This is a genomic window from Nostoc sp., from assembly GCF_036916735.1.
Taxonomy (GTDB): Bacteria; Cyanobacteriota; Cyanobacteriia; order Cyanobacteriales; family Nostocaceae; genus Nostoc.
On the sequence record NZ_JBALFV010000072.1, the window covers coordinates 25,302 to 46,202 of the forward strand.

The 20,901-nt window shown below is 40.8% G+C and carries 13 protein-coding genes, 3 pseudogenes and 2 riboswitches; of the genes and pseudogenes, 6 read left to right on the plus strand and 10 right to left on the minus strand.

Features of this window, described 5'->3' with window-relative positions; translation table 11 throughout:
• Positions 1-64: 64 nt before the first annotated feature.
• A riboswitch (cyclic di-AMP (ydaO/yuaA leader) is annotated at positions 65-281 on the minus strand.
• 38 nt (positions 282-319) lie between these two features.
• The 3 genes and pseudogenes from V7L20_RS17600 to ntrB all read right to left on the minus strand — a co-directional run bounded on the left by V7L20_RS17600 (position 320) and on the right by ntrB (position 3,092).
• Positions 320-1,180: an ABC transporter ATP-binding protein gene (locus V7L20_RS17600; RefSeq protein ID WP_334745351.1), complete on the minus strand. Its 861-nt coding sequence runs from the start codon at positions 1,178-1,180 to the stop codon at positions 320-322.
• Between the two features lie 400 nt (positions 1,181-1,580).
• A pseudogene (locus V7L20_RS17605) lies at positions 1,581-2,162 on the minus strand (ABC transporter substrate-binding protein); the annotation flags it as partial.
• 78 nt (positions 2,163-2,240) lie between these two features.
• Positions 2,241-3,092, minus strand: a pseudogene (gene ntrB, locus V7L20_RS17610) (nitrate ABC transporter permease).
• A gap of 97 nt (positions 3,093-3,189) precedes the next feature.
• Positions 3,190-3,407, minus strand: a riboswitch (cyclic di-AMP (ydaO/yuaA leader).
• Positions 3,408-3,818: 411 nt separating this feature from the next.
• Between ntrB and V7L20_RS17615 the strand changes: the two are divergent.
• Entirely contained in the window at positions 3,819-4,997 is a 1,179-nt protein-coding gene (locus V7L20_RS17615; RefSeq protein ID WP_334745327.1) for a sensor histidine kinase, read from the plus strand.
• Positions 4,998-5,072: 75 nt separating this feature from the next.
• On the opposite strand, the gene rnc is transcribed toward V7L20_RS17615, so the two are convergent.
• The 3 genes and pseudogenes from rnc to V7L20_RS17630 form a co-directional block, all read right to left on the minus strand.
• Complete coding sequence (gene rnc, locus V7L20_RS17620) at positions 5,073-5,759, minus strand: ribonuclease III (protein ID WP_334745328.1); 687 nt, start codon at positions 5,757-5,759, stop codon at positions 5,073-5,075.
• Between the two features lie 846 nt (positions 5,760-6,605).
• A complete protein-coding gene (locus V7L20_RS17625) occupies positions 6,606-7,034 on the minus strand; it encodes a hypothetical protein (protein ID WP_334745329.1) in 429 nt (142 codons plus the stop codon).
• Positions 7,035-7,312: 278 nt separating this feature from the next.
• Positions 7,313-7,854: pseudogene (locus V7L20_RS17630) on the minus strand (Uma2 family endonuclease).
• Between the two features lie 89 nt (positions 7,855-7,943).
• On the opposite strand from V7L20_RS17630, the gene bchD reads away from it, so the two are divergent.
• Complete coding sequence (gene bchD / locus V7L20_RS17635) at positions 7,944-9,968, plus strand: magnesium chelatase ATPase subunit D (protein WP_334745352.1); 2,025 nt, start codon at positions 7,944-7,946, stop codon at positions 9,966-9,968.
• A 43-nt stretch (positions 9,969-10,011) separates the two neighbouring features.
• Here the strand turns inward: bchD and V7L20_RS17640 are convergent, their stop codons facing one another.
• The gene (locus V7L20_RS17640) at positions 10,012-10,797 is read right to left on the minus strand and encodes an RNA polymerase sigma factor SigF (protein WP_334745330.1); all 786 of its coding nucleotides are present in this window, start codon (positions 10,795-10,797) and stop codon (positions 10,012-10,014) included.
• 337 nt (positions 10,798-11,134) lie between these two features.
• Between V7L20_RS17640 and V7L20_RS17645 the strand changes: the two genes are divergently transcribed.
• Positions 11,135-11,863: a Bax inhibitor-1/YccA family protein gene (locus V7L20_RS17645; protein ID WP_334745331.1), complete on the plus strand. Its 729-nt coding sequence runs from the start codon at positions 11,135-11,137 to the stop codon at positions 11,861-11,863.
• Between the two features lie 529 nt (positions 11,864-12,392).
• A complete protein-coding gene (locus V7L20_RS17650; RefSeq protein ID WP_334745332.1) occupies positions 12,393-12,563 on the plus strand; it encodes a hypothetical protein in 171 nt (56 codons plus the stop codon).
• A 239-nt stretch (positions 12,564-12,802) separates the two neighbouring features.
• Here the strand turns inward: V7L20_RS17650 and V7L20_RS17655 are convergent, their stop codons facing one another.
• Positions 12,803-13,114 carry a threonine dehydratase gene (locus V7L20_RS17655; protein WP_334745333.1) on the minus strand — a complete coding sequence of 104 codons (312 nt, stop codon included), beginning with the start codon at positions 13,112-13,114 and terminating at the stop codon, positions 12,803-12,805.
• A 507-nt stretch (positions 13,115-13,621) separates the two neighbouring features.
• Between V7L20_RS17655 and V7L20_RS17660 the strand changes: the two genes are divergently transcribed.
• Positions 13,622-15,952 carry a glycoside hydrolase family 10 protein gene (locus V7L20_RS17660; RefSeq protein ID WP_334745334.1) on the plus strand — a complete coding sequence of 777 codons (2,331 nt, stop codon included), beginning with the start codon at positions 13,622-13,624 and terminating at the stop codon, positions 15,950-15,952.
• A gap of 54 nt (positions 15,953-16,006) precedes the next feature.
• Here the strand turns inward: V7L20_RS17660 and V7L20_RS17665 are convergent, their stop codons facing one another.
• Complete coding sequence (locus V7L20_RS17665) at positions 16,007-17,527, minus strand: hypothetical protein (protein WP_442943572.1); 1,521 nt, start codon at positions 17,525-17,527, stop codon at positions 16,007-16,009.
• Positions 17,528-17,599: 72 nt separating this feature from the next.
• Entirely contained in the window at positions 17,600-19,522 is a 1,923-nt protein-coding gene (mnmG, locus tag V7L20_RS17670; protein ID WP_334745335.1) for a tRNA uridine-5-carboxymethylaminomethyl(34) synthesis enzyme MnmG, read from the minus strand.
• Positions 19,523-19,973: 451 nt separating this feature from the next.
• Between mnmG and V7L20_RS17675 the strand changes: the two genes are divergently transcribed.
• Positions 19,974-20,846 carry a D-alanyl-D-alanine carboxypeptidase family protein gene (locus V7L20_RS17675; RefSeq protein ID WP_334745336.1) on the plus strand — a complete coding sequence of 291 codons (873 nt, stop codon included), beginning with the start codon at positions 19,974-19,976 and terminating at the stop codon, positions 20,844-20,846.
• The last annotated feature ends 55 nt before the right edge of the window (positions 20,847-20,901 follow it).

A 20,901-nucleotide genomic window follows, 5' to 3' on the forward strand; every position in this document is an offset into this window, starting at 1 on the left:
AAAATTTAAAATCTTAAATCAATCAAGGAAACCCCAATAATAACTGTATTACAGCCAAAGTCTTGGGGGTTCCTTCCATTGCCTACGGAGTTAGCTGACGGGCTAAGACTGGAAGGTGTCTCTCTCTTAGGAGTGCTGAGTGCTGTTAGCGGTAGAGGGGCGTTTAGCCCGTGCTGAGTTAAAGATTAATTATTCTTCACTTTTTACTCTCAAATAGCCGCTCTCTGCAAGATACGCCCCACAATATGGTTCCTCCGTTCCAAATTCAGCTTTCATAAATTTGAATTAGGCTACCCACTAAAAAAAATGATAATCTAATTTACTCCTCTTGAGCAAAATATCGATCAAGGAAATTTCGGGCATGATTGCGAAGTTCAAAATATTCTTTTGAGTTTCGCATGGCCGCGCGAGCCTCTTTCATAGGAGCTTCGCTAACGCGTGGATGCTCAAAAGGAACTTCTAATATCTCTCCTATACTAGCAGCCGGGCCATTGGTCATCAATACGATGCGATCAGACATATAAATTGCTTCATCAACATCGTGGGTAATCATCATCACTGCTTGACGATTATTTTCCCAAATATCCAATACCTGCCGTTGCAATTTGCCACGAGTTAGCGCATCTAATGCCCCAAAAGGTTCATCCATTAGCAACATTTTAGGACGAATTGCTAAAGCTCTAGCAATACCTACTCGTAGTTTCATACCTCCAGAAATTTCATCAGGATATTTGTCAGCCGCCGCCGTCAAGTTTACCATTGCCAAGTGTTGATTTACAATGCTAATTTTCTCGGCACGATTAGCATTTTTTAACACTTCATCTACGGCTAAACGGATATTTTCTCGTACTGTTAACCAAGGTAACAGCGAATAGTTCTGAAATACCATCATCCGCTCGGCTCCTGGCTGACGAATTTCTTTTCCATCTAGCCGTACTGAGCCGGAAGTGGCTTTTTCTAAACCAGCTACTATCTTTACTAGGGTTGATTTTCTACAACCTGAGTGACCAATTACAGAAATATATTCATCTTCACCAATCGTCAGATTAACTCCATCTAAAACGATAAAGTTATCTTTATCAGGTGTCGGATAAGACTTGACTAAATTTTCAATTTCTAAAAATCCAGGGCGGGGCAGAACTTCGGTTTGGGTATTAATAGGTAATGAGGTATATTCCATCATCAAAATGCTCCGGGAATAATTTAGTCAATCAATTTTGGATTTTAGATTTGCAATTTTAGATTGTTCCTGATCAAAAGAATGCTGGGCTGCTGATAGCGCATCGTAAAGCCTTCTCTTCGAGAGGCTTGTCTGCGACACGCTAGGCGAACGCCAACGGCATGGCTTCGCTTAGAGCGACGTAAAAGCGTCGGATTCTATGTTTATTCCACTCAAAAGCGACAGAGCAAAAACCAAGGAACCCAAATCTAAAATCTAAAATCTAAAATCTAAAATCCCAAATTGGCAGGGATTTAAGACATGAAAAAGTTAGTGGGAGCGTTAGCCCTGATGGCAAAACTATTCAGATAACCCACAGGATCGCTGGGGTCGAAGCCTTTGTTATCTATAAATACTTCTCTGCCCAAACTTTGCCTTCTGGCGGTTGCTGGTCAAAGTAGCCTCGGAAATCGCGTCCAAAGGCTTCCAAAGCACCATCGCCATATTTTTCTTGATACTCGTACCACGGACGTAGCCCAAAATCCCACATGGCTTTGTTCATCGTCATGGCGTTACCGTGGCGGTGAATGGTCATGGCTGCACACAATGGGGCGTGGCGTGCGCCTTCAGCACCAATTCTGGCGTTGGTAATGGCACCAGATACTACAGGTGAAGCATCCAGGCGACCAAAAATTAAACCGTCGCGAGAGGTAGCCCAACTGGCTTCGCGGTTGAGTGTGATTTTCAAACCATATTTGCGGAAGAAGCCTTTTTTCCAGGCGATCGCAAATGGCGCACAATCATTAACAGGAATGTAACCAACTGTAAGATCAGCTTTTTCTAACTCGCCGCTTTTAACTACTGGTTGCACAGCTAAAGCTTCTTCGGTCAATCCTTTGGCTGATCTATCTCCTGAAATACTACAGGAGGACAGCGCCATTCCCGCCGTTGTTGCTCCTATTCCCTTAATAATATCTCGTCGAGTCCAGTTAATATCACCCATTCTTGTAGTTCCATTGGTGATTAATTACTCACGCTTCAGGCGCAAAGTCTCTGCTGTTTTGATAGCAGCCAAATTTTGTTAGTTGGAAGTTTTAGGGCGATGAGTTACTAATTCTTGAATTTTACCCACGGTGTAATCTAGAATTAACCCAGTTAAGCCAATTATGAACACAGCTAAAAATACTGAACTCAGGTTTAAGCGACTCCATTCATCCCAGACAAAAAAGCCGATACCAATACCACCTGTAAGCATTTCTACGGCAACGATTACCAGCCAAGCTATCCCTAAACTAATTCACAAACCTGTAAAAATATATGGTAAACTTGCAGACCAAATTATTTTTATAATCCGTCGCCAACGGGGCATTTCTAACACTCGTGCCACATCTAAATAATCTTTGGAAACGCTAGAAACTCCTAAAGCAGTATTAATAATTGTCAGCCATAAAGAAGTAATAAAGATGACAAAAATGGCTGAAGGATCTGCTAAATTGAAAATTGCTAAGGCGATGGGTAGCCAAGCTAAGGGTGATACAGGTTTAAAAATTTGAATGATCGGATTGAGCGCTAACATTGCCGATCTAGACATGCCAATTAAAAACCCCAGAGGAATTGCTACTACCGCACCTAACAAAAAGCCTATTAATACCCGGCGCAGACTTGCAATCAATAGCCAACCAATTCCTAAGTTGCCCGGGCCTCGCTGGTAGAAGGGATTTAAGATGTAGTCTAGATTAGCAATTAACGCTTCTGGTGGGGTGGGCATCAATTCATGGTTAGCAAGTGCAATAATCCACCACAACACAATTATTCCTAAAAATCCCAACACAGGTAGAAAGAAGACATCTCTAACTATGACAGGTTTTGCCTTTTTCCAAGCAGCTTGTCTGGCGATCGCTGCGACCGCTGCTAAATTTAATAGAAATATCATTTATGACCTCAACAGATTTAAGTGCAGGTACAAAAAATCCGAGCAGTACCAGCCTTGGACACCGATGAGATCGGAACACTATAAAAATGCCGTCTCTTCAGTCTCCTCTCAATGCCTACGAAGTTAGCTGACGGGCTAGGGCTGAGAGATGCCCTTCTCTAGAAAGTTATGAGTTATCAGTTATGAGTTAAATGTATTAGTAACTTCCAACTTCTCACTTTCAACTCCTCACTTTCTAGGAGATACGCCCCACAATTTGGTTCCTCCGCTCCAGCGTTATGCACTGTGACACGCTGAATTAGGCTGACTTACTCTAATGGATACTAAATTATGCACAATATAACATCAATGCTCAGTAAAAGCCATCTGTCTTATGATAAATATTGTTAATTTTAATACCAGATTTAAGCATTTAATTTTAATTTATGGTAATAATTAAAACTTGCTTTTTAGTTATGTTGTGAGTGAACTCCTTGTACAGACAGCTAAACAATACAGTTGAGCCAAGCAACAAGAATATTACATATTTAAATAGTATTTTTAAATACAACCTGTACTGAAGATTTTTTAGATAGGGTTAGTTAATCAGCAAGCAAAAGAGTATATATAATCTATTCCTTTTGGTAGGTGAACTAAATTGTTAAATTTGATATTTACTCCCTGCACTCGCTAAACTAGTTGGATATAGAAGTTTACTTATCTATCTCCTAGCTGATATTTAACATAATGGATTTTAGTCAAGTACTGGCTGAAAAAACGGACACCATCCTCGATAAATGGGTTGCAGCAGTTCGTAAGGATAGACGGATTGAAAGTGCTGATGACTTATCTTACACAGCAGTAAAGGATCACATCCCTGATGTTTTGAAAGCAATGGTGACAGTGCTTTCAAAACATCAGGAGAATGATATTGAGTCAATAGTTACTGCCAGTTTTCAGCATGGAGCTATTCGAGCCGAACAAGGCTTTGATACAGCAGAAATTGCCAGAGAATATCATCTGCTGCGAACAGTAATATTTGATGCTCTCCAAGCAGATTTATTGGATGGAACACCTGTAGAGATAATTCGTTCCATGCGTTTGATTGACGCTATCATAGACGAAGCGATCGCTCGCTGTTTCAAGAGTTATGTTGAGGAGCGGTTGCGAGAATTACAGCAGTTGCAGTTATCACTAACACTTCATAATGATGAACTCACGCGCTTGATTAGCGCAAATCAAGAGTATCTTTCACAACTAGCCCATGAATTGAAACATCCTTTAACTTCCATTATTGGTTACTCGGATTTGTTTTTACGCCAACAACGACGAAAAACTCGGCTAAAAGACACTTCTGTCAATCTAGAACATATTGAACGTGTACTACGCAATGGTAGACAATTACTCCACCTGATTAATGATGTATTAGAACTTTCGCGGTATGATGCAGGGCAGATAAAACTCCAACTAGCACCCACCGATGTGCGTGAATTAATTAATAATGTGTGTGAAATGTTGGAACCTTTAGCTGGTGGGAAAAATTTAAAAATCGTAGTAGATTGCGATCGCGCTCCCAAAGAATTAATCACAGATGTTTTTCAATTTAAACAGATTGTCACAAATCTTATTAGTAATGCGATTCGTTATACAGAGTCGGGGACTGTTATGATCATGTGTCAGGTGTTGGAGAATCAGAGATGGGCGATCGCAGTTTCTGACACTGGAATTGGCATTGCACCCGAAAACCAAACCCAGATATTTGAACCCTACTTTCGCGTAAGTGCTAGCGATCGTCCCTATCTTCCTGATAGTACAGGATTGGGATTAGCGATCGTCTCCCGCTTGGTAAAACTACTACAAGGTCAAATTAACCTAGTCTCTAAGGTAGGCGTTGGTTCCACTTTCACCGTAATTTTACCCTTATAAATAAAAAGTTGATTTCGCGCAAAGACGTAAAATTATTCTATTCTTTACGCCTCTGCGTGAAATCAAAAAACATTATTACAACAAACCTTGTTTTTTCAACATAGCTAGCGCATCCTCAGCAGCAGCTTTTTCTGCATCTTTCTTGTTGCGTCCCTTACCTTCGCCGTAAATTTTTCCATCTACCAATACTTTTGCGATGAATTCTGGCGCGTGAGAAGGCCCTCCTATTTGTTCTGTGAAATATTTAGGAGGATTTGGAGTAACGTTGCGTTGCACCCATTCTTGAAAGCGATTTTTTGAGTCTACATTAGAACGAGACACAACTATATGTTTAGGATCTACAGAATCAAACAGCGGTTCTATAATTGCGCGAACTGCTTCGATATTAGAATTATTATCTAAATAGTAAGCACCAAGTACAGCTTCAAAAGTGCTACTGAGCAAATTAGGATTTTGGTAGCCTCCATCTCGAATTGCGCCTTTTCCTAACCGCATCCTAAAGTCTAAACCTACTTCCTCGGCGAACTTTGCCAATTGCTTCTCATCTACCAGCGCCGAACGCCGCCGGGTTAATTCATCTTCTCCCATTTCTGGATGACACTTGTATAGATACTCACCACTTAAGAAATTCAGCACAGCATCACCGAGGAATTCTAGGCGTTCATTGTGTTCGCCTTCTCCAGGGTTTTCATGGACATAAGAACGATGTGTAAGCGCACGGCGTAAAAGTTTTTCATCATGGAATATCAAAATTTTGTGCATTTTTAATATCTACTTTCTCTGATATTTAATAAAATGGAAAAGGTAGGCAAGACGCCCACCTTACAAGATAAAAGCCTAATACAATTGGGGCAGTAACTAAAAACAGTTAAGCTTTTTGCTGCCAGGGGGGTAGAGACTGTTTCCACGAGAATTATTGCATGGAAAACAAGAAAGTCGTAAGTTTTAAAAAGAATTAGAACCGCCACGACTCTTAGGTAAGAGGTGATCAAATGTCAAAATTTTTTGTGGTAAATTTTGACAACACCACCAACAGTAATATCCATACAAATTAAGGAGTTGCTGCTTCTTATTGCGCTTCTGTTTAGGATTCATTTAATTGATTTTCCATTTTGCTTTTGTGTGCAACAGCATTGGAATATCACGCATCTAGCTTGAACAAATTTCTTTCGAGGTAAATTATCGAAAATGAATCTTCCTCTCTGAAAAAATTTGCTATCTAAGCTTTGGTTTGGTTTAAGTCTTAGCTGTATAATTCCTGGCTTCCTACCAAGTTCCGCGTCATCCTTTCCCCTGAATATTCATCCAAACATCTTGTTTTCCCGTTAAAAGTCTAGTCAATCAGTTAACTTTAAATTGGGCTAAATACTCAACCGAAGGGATGACACGAAGCTCGGCAGGAAACTAGGAATTCTGCTGCTAAGACAGTTACCAAAACCAGCGCTTTAGAGTGCGGTTACTTTGCTGTCTTAAATATACATTTGCATAACTGTTCCTGGATGTCAATATAGTTATTTATGAAGATTTAGTAAAAGCACTCACTCATATCCATGAACTTTAAAAATGCTTTATGGGATTATTTAAAAAATATGTAAGCTAATAAATAATTTATAGTTTACTTTGGGCGATCGCACTATACAAAATACCTAAATTTTTCTTAACATCTTTAATATAATATTCACTCAAATCAATCGAAACTATATTACCTTCAAGCTTGAGAAATTGCCAGATAGTACCGATAGTAACAGCACCATATATAGCTTTGATTTGATTTCCACCTCTCTCGTTAAATAACTGGGCAGCTACCATTTCGGCAATACATTGTGCTAAACCAGACCTCAAATTCTCATTTTTACTTTCTACTAAGACAATTACCGGACTACGTACAAGCAATTGCTCGCTAGAAAGACTCAAAATAAAATCACAAAAGCCATTTAGTCCTCGTTGGCTATCAACAGTAAAATCAACTCCTGAAAAAAAGCTGATTTCATAATTAAATTTGCGTCTAATTTCTAATAAAATTGGACTTATTATCATTTCACTTCGAGCTTTTTCAGAACTTATTGCTACTGATAAATCAACATTTTCCCTAAGAATAATAGATAATAAATTACTACATTATTGCTCCTGTACATTTATAAACAGTCCAGATGACTCGTGGATAACTAAACCAAAAGAATCAATAACTTCAATAAGTTTAAAATCACTATAAGCCATAAAAATTAGTCCTGTCTCTCATGACTTATCCTATATCCTTGCTATAGCCAAGTATAAAAATTCAGCTTTGGCGGAAATACCCTAACTAAATCCAGAAATCAATCAGGAAAACAAGTAAAATTTATAACCTGATTTGATAAGATAATTCGCTTATTTAAATAACCATATTTACATTGATTATCCTGATATGCTTCACTGAACATTCCAAATGATTATCGAATAAATTAAATATCCAATAATCAGCACTAGCTGCTTTAGCATAGAGAGGAATTTTCACATATTGGTCATAATCCAAAGAAGAATCTGAAACCTCCATCACCAAGAACACATCAGCCGCTTTAAGGTGAGACGATAGATAATTATCATCTCGGTTTTGAAGAATAGCAAAATTCGGTTCAGGTTCGCTATTAGGTGGCAAAGCAATTGGAGCTTGAGATTGCAAAGTTGCCCTATCACCTACAATTTTTAGAAGTTCCTGCAACAAGTTTCGCAAACAAGTTTCATGAGCTGTACCTTTAGATGCCATTTCAATAATTTCCCCGTTAATTAATTCAATGTGGTCATCTTCATGGAAAAAGCCCAATTCTCCCAGCCTGTGGAATTCAGCTAGTGTGAAGCGTTTAGCCTGAGCAATACTCATAACCTTATCTTTGTTTCATTACCATAATACTTATTCTAAATGTGTCAGAAATTGGTATGCTAAAGGCCGAGACTCGCTATGAAAAAATAATGCCTGCGCCTACTATTAATCCCACGATCGCGGCCTTTCCTTTGAGTGCCGTAGTCGGTCAAGAAGCAATAAAATTAGCCTTGCTGTTAGCCGCAGTTGATCCTGGTTTGGGAGGAGTGGCGATCGCAGGTCGTCGCGGTACGGCAAAATCTGTGATGGCTCGTGCTATCCACGCTCTACTACCGCCGATTGAAGTTGTCAAAGGCTCAATCAGTAATTGTGACCCCAACCACGCCGAAGAATGGGACGATCAACTGTTGGCTGAGTACGCAGACAAAGACATTCAAGATGTGCCCGTCGAAATTATCCCCGCACCTTTTTTGCAAATTCCTCTAGGTATTACAGAAGACAGACTCCTCGGTTCAGTGGATGTTGAAAAGTCGGTAAAACAAGGTGATACCATTTTTCAACCTGGGTTACTCGCTACAGCAAACCGAGGTGTACTGTACGTAGATGAAATTAATTTATTAGATGACCAAATATCAAATCAGCTTCTAATAGTATTATCTGAGGGACGCAACCAAATTGAACGGGAAGGAATTAGTTTTCAGCATCCGTGCAAATCCCTATTTATTGCCACCTACAATCCAGAAGAAGGCGGATTACGGGAGCATTTGCTAGATAGAATTGCGATCGCACTCTCTGCTGACGGTGTACTCGGCTTAGATCAAAGAGTAGAAGCAGTTGAAGTTGCGATCGCCTATTCTCAATCTCCTCAAGACTTCCTTCAACAGTACAACGAAGACTTAGACTCCCTGAAAACCCAAATCATCTTGGCACGGGAATGGTTGAAAGAAGTAACCATCACCCATGAACAAATTGCCTACTTAGTGGATGAGGCCATTCGCGGAGGAGTTCAGGGACATCGCGCCGAGTTATTTGCTGTGCGGGTAGCCAAAGCTGCTGCGGCAATGGATGGACGAACAACAGTTAATGCCGAAGATTTACGCCGTGCTGTAGAACTAGTGATTGTACCACGGGCAACAATTGTGCAGACACCGCCACCAGAACAACAAGCACCACCGCCGCCTCCACCGCCGCAACAGAACCAAGAAGAACCCCCAGACGAATCAGAAGAGGAACAAGAAGAACAGGAAGAAAATCAAGAGCAAGAACCCCCTAGCATCCCAGAAGAATTTATATTTGATCCAGAAGGGGTTATCCTTGATGACAACGTGCTGTATTTTACTCAAATGGCGAAGCGGCAAGGTAAATCTGGTAGTCGCAGTGTCATCTTTTCCGATGACAGGGGACGCTACATTAAGCCAATGTTGCCCAAAGGGAAAGCGCGACGCATTGCAGTAGATGCTACCCTGAGAGCTGCGGCTCCTTATCAAAAAGCACGAAGAGAAAGACACCCAGATAGAAAAGTTATTGTCGAACAGGCTGATATTCGCTCGAAACGCCTGGTACGTAAAGCGGGGGCGTTGGTAGTGTTTGTGGTAGATGCTTCTGGTTCAATGGCCTTGAATCGAATGCAGTCAGCTAAAGGTGCGGTGATGCAACTCTTAACAGAAGCTTATCAAAACCGCGACCAAATAGCATTAATTCCCTTCCGGGGAGAACAGGCAGAGGTATTATTGCCTCCAACACGTTCTATTGCTCTAGCGCGTAACCGTTTGGAAAGGTTGCCCTGTGGTGGGGGTTCGCCCTTAGCACATGGTTTAACTCAAGCTGTGCGCGTCGGCTTAAATGCTCAGATGAGTGGAGATATTGGGCAAGTTGTCCTTGTAGCAATCACTGATGGGCGGGGTAATATTCCGCTAGCGCGTTCTTTAGGTGAACAGCTAGAACCCGGAGAAAAGCCAGATATCAAAGGAGAATTATTAGAAATTACTGCCAGAATCCGGGCTTTGGGAATGCAACTATTAGTAATTGATACGGAAAGTAAATTTGTGTCTACTGGCTTTGCCAAAGAATTATCGCAAACAGCAGGCGGTAAATATTATCATTTGCCGAAAGCGACAGACCAAGCTATTGCTGCTATGACCAAAGGTGCGATCGCTGATTTAAAATCTCGATAACTAGTCATTAGTCATTAGTCATTGGATTTTTGACTTAGCACGACTACGATCCGGTAGGCATTACCTGTGGTTGCAAATAACAAATCAAATCTTGAATTCCCTTTTGCAAATACCGCGTTACTGTCATTGGACTAGTGCCAATGTTTTTAGCAGCATCCTTGCGAGAAAGTTCCTTTAAGAACACCATTTCAACTGCCATGCGGGGCTTTTCTTCCAACATATTGATTGCACCTTGGAGTTGTTGGCGTTCTTCTTCTTGTTGTAGAAGTACATGAGAACGAGGACAAGGAAGTGCTTCACCCAAGGTTATTTGGCAATCAACATAGTTAACTGCGGTTGCATCTAAACTCAAAGGCATCCGATTTTGAGCAGCTAACTTGGTTTCTTGCCATTCTTGCACAGATACCCGGAGGTAGCTGGCAATTTCAGCGTCTTTGGGCTGGCGACCTAAAGACATTGCCAAGTCCTTGCGAATCTTTTGCCCTTCATTGTACAATTCTTGCCAACGACGGGGAATTTTTAATAGAGTACTGCGATCACGCAAAAAGTGCAGCATCTCACCGCGAATATATGGCACTGCAAAGGAACTAAAAGCATATCCTTGGCTAGGATCGAAGCGCTCAATTGCCCTAATCAAACCAAAATAACCGATTTGTTCTAAATCTTCATAAGGTTCATTACATTGATGGCTAAATTTATGAGCCATCTTCCGCACTAAGCCAGTATGTAACTGTACAAGTTTATTACGAAGTTTAATAGAAGGATTCTGGTGGTACAAGTGTAATAATTCTATACCATCAGTTCGTAAAGAGGACTCACTTGCTGCCATATACATTCCTTTGTTATAACTCCTATTCTTGGGAAAATGGAGTTGCGTATATTTTCTTCTAAGCTGTTATTATTTTCCTCAGCAAGGGCAGAATAAGCTATCGTCGTTTCACTGAACTTGTCAGGGGTCGCACTCCATAATTCAGTATTTGTACGCATGATTTTATTGCCGTATGTGTTGCAGGTTATGTTTGTTTTTGAGATAAAAATTTCCACCTTATACAATCTTCTTTGTTTAGTTGTCTTCTACCTTACGTAACCCCTTACTGGTTTCTTGCCCTAAATCTTGGTAAGAATAGAAATAAGCAGAACGTTTTCCTAAAAAACAGTTTTTCAATATGAGCAATACCAGTAATTTTCGTGAAGCTTTCCGTGAGGCTAAATCTCACGCCCTCGTTGGCCCAAACGTAATCGCCAACGCCCTCCCCTACGTCGGTGGTGGATTGGTGCTAACGGCATTAGGAACCTACGGCGGTTTGGGAGTTATCCGTACTAACCCTGGAATCTTCTTTCCCACCTTCATTGGTGCGGTGATTGTAGAGTTAATTTTGTTCTTTGTTGCCCAAAATGTTGCCCAAAAAGGTAATAAGGGTCTTGCACTACCCCTGCTGGCAACCTACAGCCTCTTGTCTGGATATACTCTCAGTGGTTTGGTATATGTCGCTTTGAGATCCCAAGGTGTTGGCATTCAAGGCATTGGTTTAGCTGCCCTTGGTTGTGGTGTCACTTTTATTGCTGCCCGTCAAATTGGTTCAAATCTTTCTGAACAAGATGGCATGGCTTTGACGAAAACCATCAATCTTGGTGTTATAGCCTTGGTGGTTGTCTGCCTCACCCAATTTGGGTTTGCTATGTTTGGTGTTTACACACCAAATTGGTTAGAAATTGGCATCTCCGGTTTAGGAGTATTCCTGTTTGTTGGGGTTTCTGTTGTCGATTTCTACATCTTGCCCCGCACTTACAGCGATGAACAATATCTGCCTGCTGCTTTGTCGATGTACCTTACTTACATCAACTTGTTCGTCTTTATCTTGCGGTTGCTAATTGCTATCAATGGCCGCGATTAATTGTCTGTAGACGCTAACAAAAGTAAAGTTTTATAAAGTAAAAACTGTGGTTAAATTTTTAGCAACCACGGTTTTTTTCATTTGTTTAACAGTAGAATATGTAGATAAGTTAAGCCTCAAGTGAGCAAAACTATGCTTGAATTCTTAAATATCAAAATCGAAGTAGAAAGGTTGTTTAATATCTTGACTAAGGCTGAAGGCTGTCTTTGACCTCCCACAAGTGTGTGCAAGAATAGAAGAGTTGAATCAATTGATTTATCAAGCTAATTTCTGGCATAATTCTGTCACTTTTTATCAGATACTTCAATAAATTGAATTCCTCAACGCTACAAAAAAAAATATCAGCGCTCGCACTTCATTATAGAAGATATCAAGGCTGCACTAAAACTACTAGAATTGTTTATATTAAGGATATGTCTATTCAATTACTCCAAAATGCTCATGGGATTGGAGTTTCAGTTATTAGCAAAATTGAATTTCTGGCTTTGCTGGGCTGAGTCAAGAGGATCGTCAGCTTTTTGAGCAGTTTTTGCAACGAGTTGAAGTTGTCAATTTAGTGGCGAGTGATACTGTTTTGATTAAAAAAATCATTAAAATTTGCCAGCAATATTGGTTTAAACTACCAGATGCAATTATTGCAGCTATGGCGATCCAAAATTCAGCAAGTTTGGTGAGTGCGATCAAGAGTTTGCAAAGGTAACAATTTTAACAGTAATTAATTGGTAGCCTCTACCTTTTCCTTGCACTGCTAATCGACAAAGCATGGTGCAGGCTAAAAGTCTTGTGAATCCTTATGTCAAGCCTAATTGAGATGATCTTACCCTGGCAAAGCGATGCCTACGGCAAGCTTCTCTACGAGACGCTTTGCGGTAAGCGAAGCTATGCCGTAGGCTTTACGCTAACGCTGTACTAAGATCACCCTGCAATTGATGGCTTTTGTTAGTTCTTTTTCACATCACGAGCCATATTGAGGAAGTAATCGTCAATTTTAGCATTAGAACGACGGCGGTTAGTGGCGGTAATTTTAGGAATGTTAGCCTGATTCGTTTCAATTGGCTCTTTTCTAGAAGCTTGTTTTATACCTTGCTCCTGATTAGAATCTAAGAAATAACCAGAGCTAGTAAATCCGAACAGCTTGGCAAATAAACCAAATAAATTTCCAAAAAAATTGGAAACACTTTGGAATAAAACACCAAACAAGCCTTGAAAACGAAGGAACAAGTTCCGAACAGTTTGAGTTAGACGAAACATAACAGCACCCTCTATGATTGCCTATTATCATTGTGACTTAATTCCAATAGCAAGAATGCTGCTATGCAAAAAATTTACCAGGCATAGGCGTGATACTATTTTGGATTTTGGACTTTGGCTAGGCTTAGTCGAACGATTTTAGATTTTGGATTGGAAACCGCTAAATCTATCTGGGTTTTCTCTGTACATCTGTCGCAATCATTTTTATAACTAGCATGAAAGCAGCAAAAATACAGCAGATTTCAAGTTGGTGAAGTACAGAAGCTAAGTTTGTTACCCAGGTATAAAGTGTGTTTTACTCCTAAATTCTAGATTCTGAATTTTGCATTCTGAATTCTGCTGTATATTGCAGATTATATTTGAAACATTTATACTTGGCACTACTAACCCTATAACTGCGTCAACTATTTTGCAGCTAAATTAATGTATCAGTTTTCCTGGTGCAGCAATTTAACGTTGATATGGAATGAAATATAACCAATTAACCTCATTTAGTAAGCAGAAGTAATGACAACTCAGTTCTGGGAAAAAACTATAAAAATTAATGCTACTCTAACTAACTTACTATTTAAACCTATATGTAGAGGCTTACTCTTATGTCGCAGCAAGCTACACAAAGCGTCTGGTATTGCAGCTAGTCGCCAGACATTGCCTTTGATTCATCAAGGTTGGTGGCTTTTAAGGAAGCGTCTGCTGCCATTATTATGTCTGATATCATTCCTTGCGGTATTGCTAGTCAACACTTTTGCCCCTGCTGTTGCCCAACTACCTGCTCAACCTCGTCAAGAAATTCGGGGAGTGTGGCTGAGTGGTAATGATTTTAGCGTTTTCCGAAATCGCTCGCAGGTGCTTGCAGCCATGAGTCAACTGCGGCAGTTAAACTTTAACACTGTTTATCCAGTAGTGTGGAACGATGGCTATACATATTACCCAAGCGCCATCATGAAAAAAATGGGTATTCCCTTCTTCTTCAAGGGAACAGATGGACAAGATGTGATTGCAGACATTATTGGCCAAGCCCGTAGAGAAGGCTTATTAGCAATACCTTGGTTTGAATTTGGTTTCATGGTTCCCCTAAGTTCGGAACTTGCATCCCAGCATCCAGATTGGCTGACACAAAAGCCGGATGGGACTCAAACTTCAATTAGTGCTGCGGGTGAAGTAGCCTGGTTAAATCCTTTTCACCCGGAAGTGCAAAAGTTTATCACCGAACTCGTGATGGAAGTCATTACTCAATATGATGCTGATGGCGTTCAATTTGACGACCATACAAGTTTACCTGTGGATTTTGGCTACGATAAATACACAATTAGTCTATATACTCAAGAAACTGGCAATCCTCCCCCACCCAATCCCCAAGCCCAAGCATGGATAAAATGGCGGGCAGATAAAATTACTGCATTCATAGTAGACCTCCAGCAAACTGTGAAAGTTAGAAAGCCGAATGCTATCTTCTCAGTTGCTCCTAATTATTATGATTTCGCCTACAAGCTGCAACTGCAAGACTGGCTGAACTGGGTACGGTTGGGTATTGTCGATGAGTTAGTCATGCAAGTATACCGTAATGATTTAGATAGTTTTATCGCTCAAATTAACCGCCCAGAAATTTTAGAAACAAAACAAGTCATCCCAACTGGTATCGGTATTATGGCAGGGTTACGAAATCGCCCAGTTTCCATACCACAAATCGAATCCCAGGTACAAGCAGCGCAACAACGCGGTTTAGGTATCGGCTTTTTCTACTACGAAAGCCTTTGGGATATCGCACCTGAACCAGCAGAGCAACGACAGTCAGCATTTGCGGCTCTTTACCCAAACCCGGCGTTGCGCGATATCTCTCAAAATACACCCCGTAAGCCAACTTTTGATACCATATCCCTACCTTTATACACAAAACCTTCTCTTGGTCAACGTGTTCGCGGGTATTTTTTGGAAATGGCGATCGCAGGTGGTCAACCAAGACGTATCTTATTAGATACTGGTTCAGCAGGGCTGCGAGTTCCTAAAGAGTTTTTAGGTAATGCTCCTATCCGCAGAACGGGACAAAATATCAAGGAGGTATTAAGTGATGGCACTATCCTAGAGGGAGAATTAGTTTATACTAATATCCGATTTGGTTTGCTTCCCGCCGCAGAACCCGTTCCGGTACAGATTGTTACTAATCGCCAATGTACTGCCCAAAAGCCTAATTGTTCAGCAAAGAGTGGTGTGCCATTTTCTGGTATTATTGGTGTTAACTATTTTGAAAAATCACTTCCCTATAATCCGTTGAGAAAATTACCAGGCAATCTGAGTAACGGATTTATCGTGATTGGAAATGGTGGTAGTAATAAGAATGGCAGCCTAATCCTCGGTTTAACTGCTGATAATCAAGCAAGTTTCAAAATGGCTACTTGGAGTCAACAAAGCGAAATTAATGGTGTACCCGGTAATATATGGGACTCTCGACTGAGTAAAGTTTGTTTAACTCTTGCTGGGAGTTCTGCTAAAAATTCTTGTAATGGCACAATGATCGCTGATACTGGAACTATTAATGGATTAACTCAATTCAAGTCAGCTTCCACAGCAGGTAAACTCAAACCAGGAATTTTGCGCTCAACAAATGCTTTGAAAGTAGCAATTAATGGCATTTTTGATTACAGCTTGACACCAGGAACCCGCGACGGATTTAATCGGTGGAATTTGAGTATCTCGCCACAGGCAGAAGTTCCTATATTTATAAATACTGGCATCGCATTTTTTGATAAATACGATGTTCTCTTTGACCAAATTAATGGAAGACAGGGTTTTCGCACTCGCGGTTCCGAGGAAAATAAAGATTTGCTCCCTGAGAAATAATTATACAGACCACTGTTGTCTATCAAGCGAAGTTAGAGAGGTTTGAACAACTTATCATAATTTCTGCCCTGCGTAAATCGATCGCACTTCGCCATTACGGCGGATAACAGCTTCACCATTACTCACATCTACTAATGTCCAACCGCTTGAGCCGATACTTTCACCCATATTGATACGGCGAGTCACGCCCTCAATTTTAAACAAAGCAGCAGATTTGTTGCCTAACTCTAGTAATCCTTCTAAGGTATTACTAGGAGCATCTGCGATCGGAACTGCCGGATATACTTGTTCCTGGGTAATAGTTGGTTCTGACTCTGGGACAAGAGCTGCACGTAATGGAACTACTGGTAATGCAGGCAGAGGGCTAGGTGTTTGCCGCACGGTAATCGGTGCAGTTTTTGCAGCTACAGGTTTAAGTTCGGTTCTTACAGCCGCAGCTAACATGTTGACAGTTACAGGCTTGGCAGCTTGTCGCACCGTATTCAAGGCACTTTTCACAACATTCGGTTGAGATCCCTGTAACGTACTCGCAATTTGTGGTAAAAGTGTAGGACTACCAGGAATAGCCGGCAGTGCGTAGCGCATTGGCGACGGCGCTTGATAAACGGGAACATAGATGCGCTCAACAACGCTTCCAGAACGCTTGGGGGCTGATAGTGTATTGTTAGCAAGAAGTGGAAGTGATGGTAGATTACCAGTTGTTTGCCTGTTACTAAGGGCTATTTGGTTAGTATTTGTCTGAGTAGAAAATCTAGGTATGGGAGATTTTTGATTGAGCGTTGCTTGTTGCTTATCTATAACTGCCAGCGATTGGAGCATGTAGTCAACCAAATCTGCCTCAATTTCTACTTTTGTTGGTAAGTGTGACTGCGGTTGCGGTATTAGAACAGCTGGCTGGGTCAAGTTGGTATTGAAAAGATATACGATTCCAGACTGTACCAGGTAGATAATACCAGCGATCGCCACGCCTAAAGTTGTTCCCACTATCAGCAGTTTGCCCAAATTATGACTACTTTTCTGACGCTTTCTACTAACTCTTTTGACGGTGGCGGTGTCAAATACAACGGTACTCAAGTGTTTGTAGTTATCTTGAGCAACTGACTGCATTGGTTGGTTTACTGTGTTCGGTAAGATAATCTGCGGCATTGTCATAACAGTTTGCACCACGTTTTCTGGAGGCGACTGGCGTTGAGGTTGGGGAGAAACTCCAGCAACAAACTGGTTCGATTTCTTCTGCCTACTGTGCCTAACGGTTTGAGAAAGCAGATTAGTACTAACATCCAGAATGGAGTCGATATCGGCAAAGAGTTCATCCATTAGACTATCAGCATAGTTTTCTATCGACCAAGGTTCGTTGGCGATTAAGTCTTCTGATGGTTCCGGTACTATGAGACGGGTGCTGGCTTCTTGTAACATAGACTTTCTATCTTTGTTGCTAGGACGAGGAAACGCCGCGCCTACTGCCTGGGAATTAGGATTACAGATAAAATATCCAATCTGCCGTCTGATTGAGACGAGTTGGTTGAGCGTTGGTATTAAAGTCAACTTTAATTTGGGGACTGTTGATGATGCCATTACTAATATTTATGTCATCTATCATACCAATCCCCCTCACTACTACTATACTCAGTCTTTATCAAGTTTTTATTAAGCTAACGCTGAAAACTCCGGCTGGCTCTTGGTTTTACGCAATTCTAAATATAATAATAAAGCGTTAACGTCTGCTGGGTTCACACCACCAATACGTGCAGCTTGACCAAGAGTAAGTGGTTTTACGTGAGTTAGCTTTTCCCGTGCCTCTTTAGAAAGAGTATCAATTGTTGTGTAATCCAAATCCGCAGGTAACTGACGGTGTGCTTGGCGGGCAATTTGGTCAATCTGATTTTGTTGCCTAGCGAGATAGCCAGAATATTTGATGTCAATTTCTGCGCCTTCTTTCTCAGCGCAGTTGAGGTCAGCGTTTCCTAATCCGAACCTGTCGAGGTCAACGTAATGGAATCCGGGACGGCGCAGCAAGTCGTTGAGGGTAATTGAACCTTTAATTAATTGCTGGGTATTAGATGCGATCGCTATTCCTATTTCATCATGTTCTTTGACTCGTGTAGCTTGCAATCTTTGCTTTTCTGTGGTAATATTGCCTTGCTTTTGGGTAAATAGATCCCAACGGCGATCGTCAATTAAACCAATTTCCCGTCCCAAGGGTGTCAAGCGTTGGTCGGCATTGTCAGAACGTAATATCAATCGGTACTCAGACCTACTGGTAAGCATTCGGTAAGGTTCTCGTAGGTCTTTTGTACATAAGTCATCAACTAGCGTCCCAATGTAACTTTGCTCGCGGGCAAACACAATCATTTCTTGAGAGCGAACAAATCGAGCGGCGTTAATTCCCGCCACAAGCCCTTGAGCTGCGGCTTCTTCATAACCTGTGGTGCCGTTAATCTGCCCAGCACAAAACAGTCCAGCAATCTTCTTAGTCATCAGTGTGGGGTAACACTGAGTTGCTGGTAAATAGTCATATTCCACAGCATAGGCTGGGCGAAGCATCACACATTTTTCTAAACCGGGGAGAGTCCGTAACATTTGCAATTGCAAATTTTCTGGCAACCCTGTGGAAAACCCTTGGATATAAAGTTCAGGTATATCCCGTCCTTCGGGTTCAATAAAGATTTGATGGCTTTCCTTATCAGCAAAGCGCACAATTTTATCTTCAATACTGGGACAATAACGCGGCCCTTTTGCTTCCACCCAACCGCCATAAACTGGCGACAGGTGCAAATTTTCCTGAATTAGGCGATGGGTTTCGGCAGTTGTGCGGGTAATGTAGCAAGGCATCTGTTCCCGTTTTACCCACGCATCTGGGTCAAAGCTAAACCAGCGTACATCTTCATCCCCTGGCTGGATGAGCATTTTACTATAATCCACCGATCGCTTGTCTACCCGTGCTGGAGTTCCAGTTTTGAGCCTACCGATTTCAAATCCTAGGCGATTTAGGGTTTGTGTCAATCCCTCAGCCGCAAATTCCCCAGCACGTCCGGCTGGCATTGATTTGTTACCAACCCAAATTTTACCCCCCAGGAAAGTGCCAGTCGTCAAGATGACTGCTTTACACTGGAACCCGACACCAAAATAAGTTTTAACGCCGATAACTTCACCGTTAGCACCCAGTACTAAATCTGTTGCCATACTTTCGCGGATTGTCAAGTTTTGTTGGTTCTCGACAATATTCTTCATCACTGCTGCATATTCGCGCTTGTCTGTCTGAGCGCGTAATGCCCAAACAGCAGGCCCCCGTGAAGAGTTGAGGATACGTTTTTGTAGGTAGGTGCGGTCTGCTACTTTACCAATTTCTCCGCCGAGTGCATCTACCTCATGAGTCAACTGAGATTTGGCTGGGCCACCCACTGCTGGATTACAAGGTTGCCAAGCGATTTTATCCAAGTTGAGCGTCAATAGCAGGGTACGACAACCGAGGCGTGCAGAGGCAAGAGCTGCTTCGCAACCGGAGTGACCTGCACCGACGACTATGACATCAAAAGCGTCTTGGAATTCAACGGAATTGTGCATGGTCATACTTACAGGATCAACAAGCTGAGAGTTATTTTCAATTTTAACTGTTCCAGTGGTTTACTGGATGTATCTTTATGATAAAAAAGTTATCAAATTTACTAGTACTAAATTAAAGACAAGTTTCTTTTTTTTACTTGAGCAACAAATTAAAAATATAATGTCTTTTAAAATTTATGACAAGTTTCCGGGTTATTGATCACAACTATTGTTCACATGTTTAGCCATTAGCACCAATTTAATTTATTACTGGTAGATATTAGATATAGGATTCAAATTTGATTTATGAAAACATACTGAGATTAAAAAGCCTGTTCTCTCCGGGTTTTATCTAAAATTTGTTTAAAGACCAGAGATGAGTCCTATCTGCATAAAGTTTTAGATCAATAAACATGAAGAATTTGTGTTTTTAAGTCATTCATAAAAAATCTGGAATTAGAACAGGAATTATTTAAAAATGAAACTTACTCTTAAAAAACAAAGAAGTATTACTAAAATTATCAGAAAAGCAACTTTCATCAGTATAGTTATTTTGATTATTTTTGTATTAGTAGCTAGTAATGAGATTACCCACCACAAAGTTGCTATAACCGCCCAACCATTAAACGGCTGCTTGAGTACTGATTCGTTACCTTGTATAGATACTTCCGAAAAGACAACATCAGAAGTATTTATTCCTGATGCCAAATTAAATGCTCAACAGCGTTTTTTATCTGCGATCGCTAGGAAGTTACCCACAGTTCCCCAGCCTGGTACTTATGAATATATTTTGCTGCGAAACTATGGTGCAGTCTTTGTAAATCAAGATGTCAGAATTAAACTTCCGCAAAAAGATATCTTTGCAAATGAACAAGAAACCCAAGAGTTTCAAGGTAGTTTAACAATGGGTCATGTTGATGGCACCAAAGACTGTTACTTACAAAAATCGGCGGCTGATGCTTTAAATAAAGCGCGAGTTCAACAACAGATCCCACTAAAATCTGGTTATGGCTCTGGTGATTGTACTCGCACTTTCAATACAAATTTGAGATTTTGGCACAAATATGCTAATAATCAAGTTTTGGCAAAAGTTCAACAAGGCAAAGAAACAAAAGTTCTCGGTTTAGTTGCACCTCCTGGAACTTCACAACATCTCTGGGGATTAGCGATTGATTTACGCATAAGTAGTAAAAAACAAAGAAAAGCTCTTAATCAAAATGGTTGGTTTCAAACTGTACAAAATGATGTTCCACATTGGACTTATGTGGGTTTAAGTGAAGAAAAATTACCTATGTTTGGTTTTAAAAAACAAGTTGTCCAGGGAATTATTTATTGGATTACGCCACTATAATTGTTAGCTAGGATGAGAACTTGGGAATACTAAACTTAAATATGTATTTTCAGGG

Bases quoted from the DNA above. Each gene is read 5' to 3' on its own strand.
- V7L20_RS17665 (WP_442943572.1), bottom strand. From the start codon at position 17,527: ATGGCATCATCAACAGTCCCCAAATTAAAGTTGACTTTAATACCAACG.
- rnc (WP_334745328.1), bottom strand. From the start codon at position 5,759: ATGCACAAAATTTTGATATTCCATGATGAAAAACTTTTACGCCGTGCG.
- mnmG (WP_334745335.1), bottom strand. From the start codon at position 19,522: ATGACCATGCACAATTCCGTTGAATTCCAAGACGCTTTTGATGTCATA.
- V7L20_RS17655 (WP_334745333.1), bottom strand. From the start codon at position 13,114: ATGTTTCGTCTAACTCAAACTGTTCGGAACTTGTTCCTTCGTTTTCAA.
- V7L20_RS17640 (WP_334745330.1), bottom strand. From the start codon at position 10,797: ATGGCAGCAAGTGAGTCCTCTTTACGAACTGATGGTATAGAATTATTA.
- V7L20_RS17625 (WP_334745329.1), bottom strand. From the start codon at position 7,034: ATGATAATAAGTCCAATTTTATTAGAAATTAGACGCAAATTTAATTAT.
- V7L20_RS17600 (WP_334745351.1), bottom strand. From the start codon at position 1,180: ATGGAATATACCTCATTACCTATTAATACCCAAACCGAAGTTCTGCCC.
- V7L20_RS17615 (WP_334745327.1), top strand. From the start codon at position 3,819: ATGGATTTTAGTCAAGTACTGGCTGAAAAAACGGACACCATCCTCGAT.
- V7L20_RS17645 (WP_334745331.1), top strand. From the start codon at position 11,135: ATGAGCAATACCAGTAATTTTCGTGAAGCTTTCCGTGAGGCTAAATCT.
- bchD (WP_334745352.1), top strand. From the start codon at position 7,944: ATGCCTGCGCCTACTATTAATCCCACGATCGCGGCCTTTCCTTTGAGT.
- V7L20_RS17675 (WP_334745336.1), top strand. From the start codon at position 19,974: ATGAAACTTACTCTTAAAAAACAAAGAAGTATTACTAAAATTATCAGA.
- V7L20_RS17660 (WP_334745334.1), top strand. From the start codon at position 13,622: ATGACAACTCAGTTCTGGGAAAAAACTATAAAAATTAATGCTACTCTA.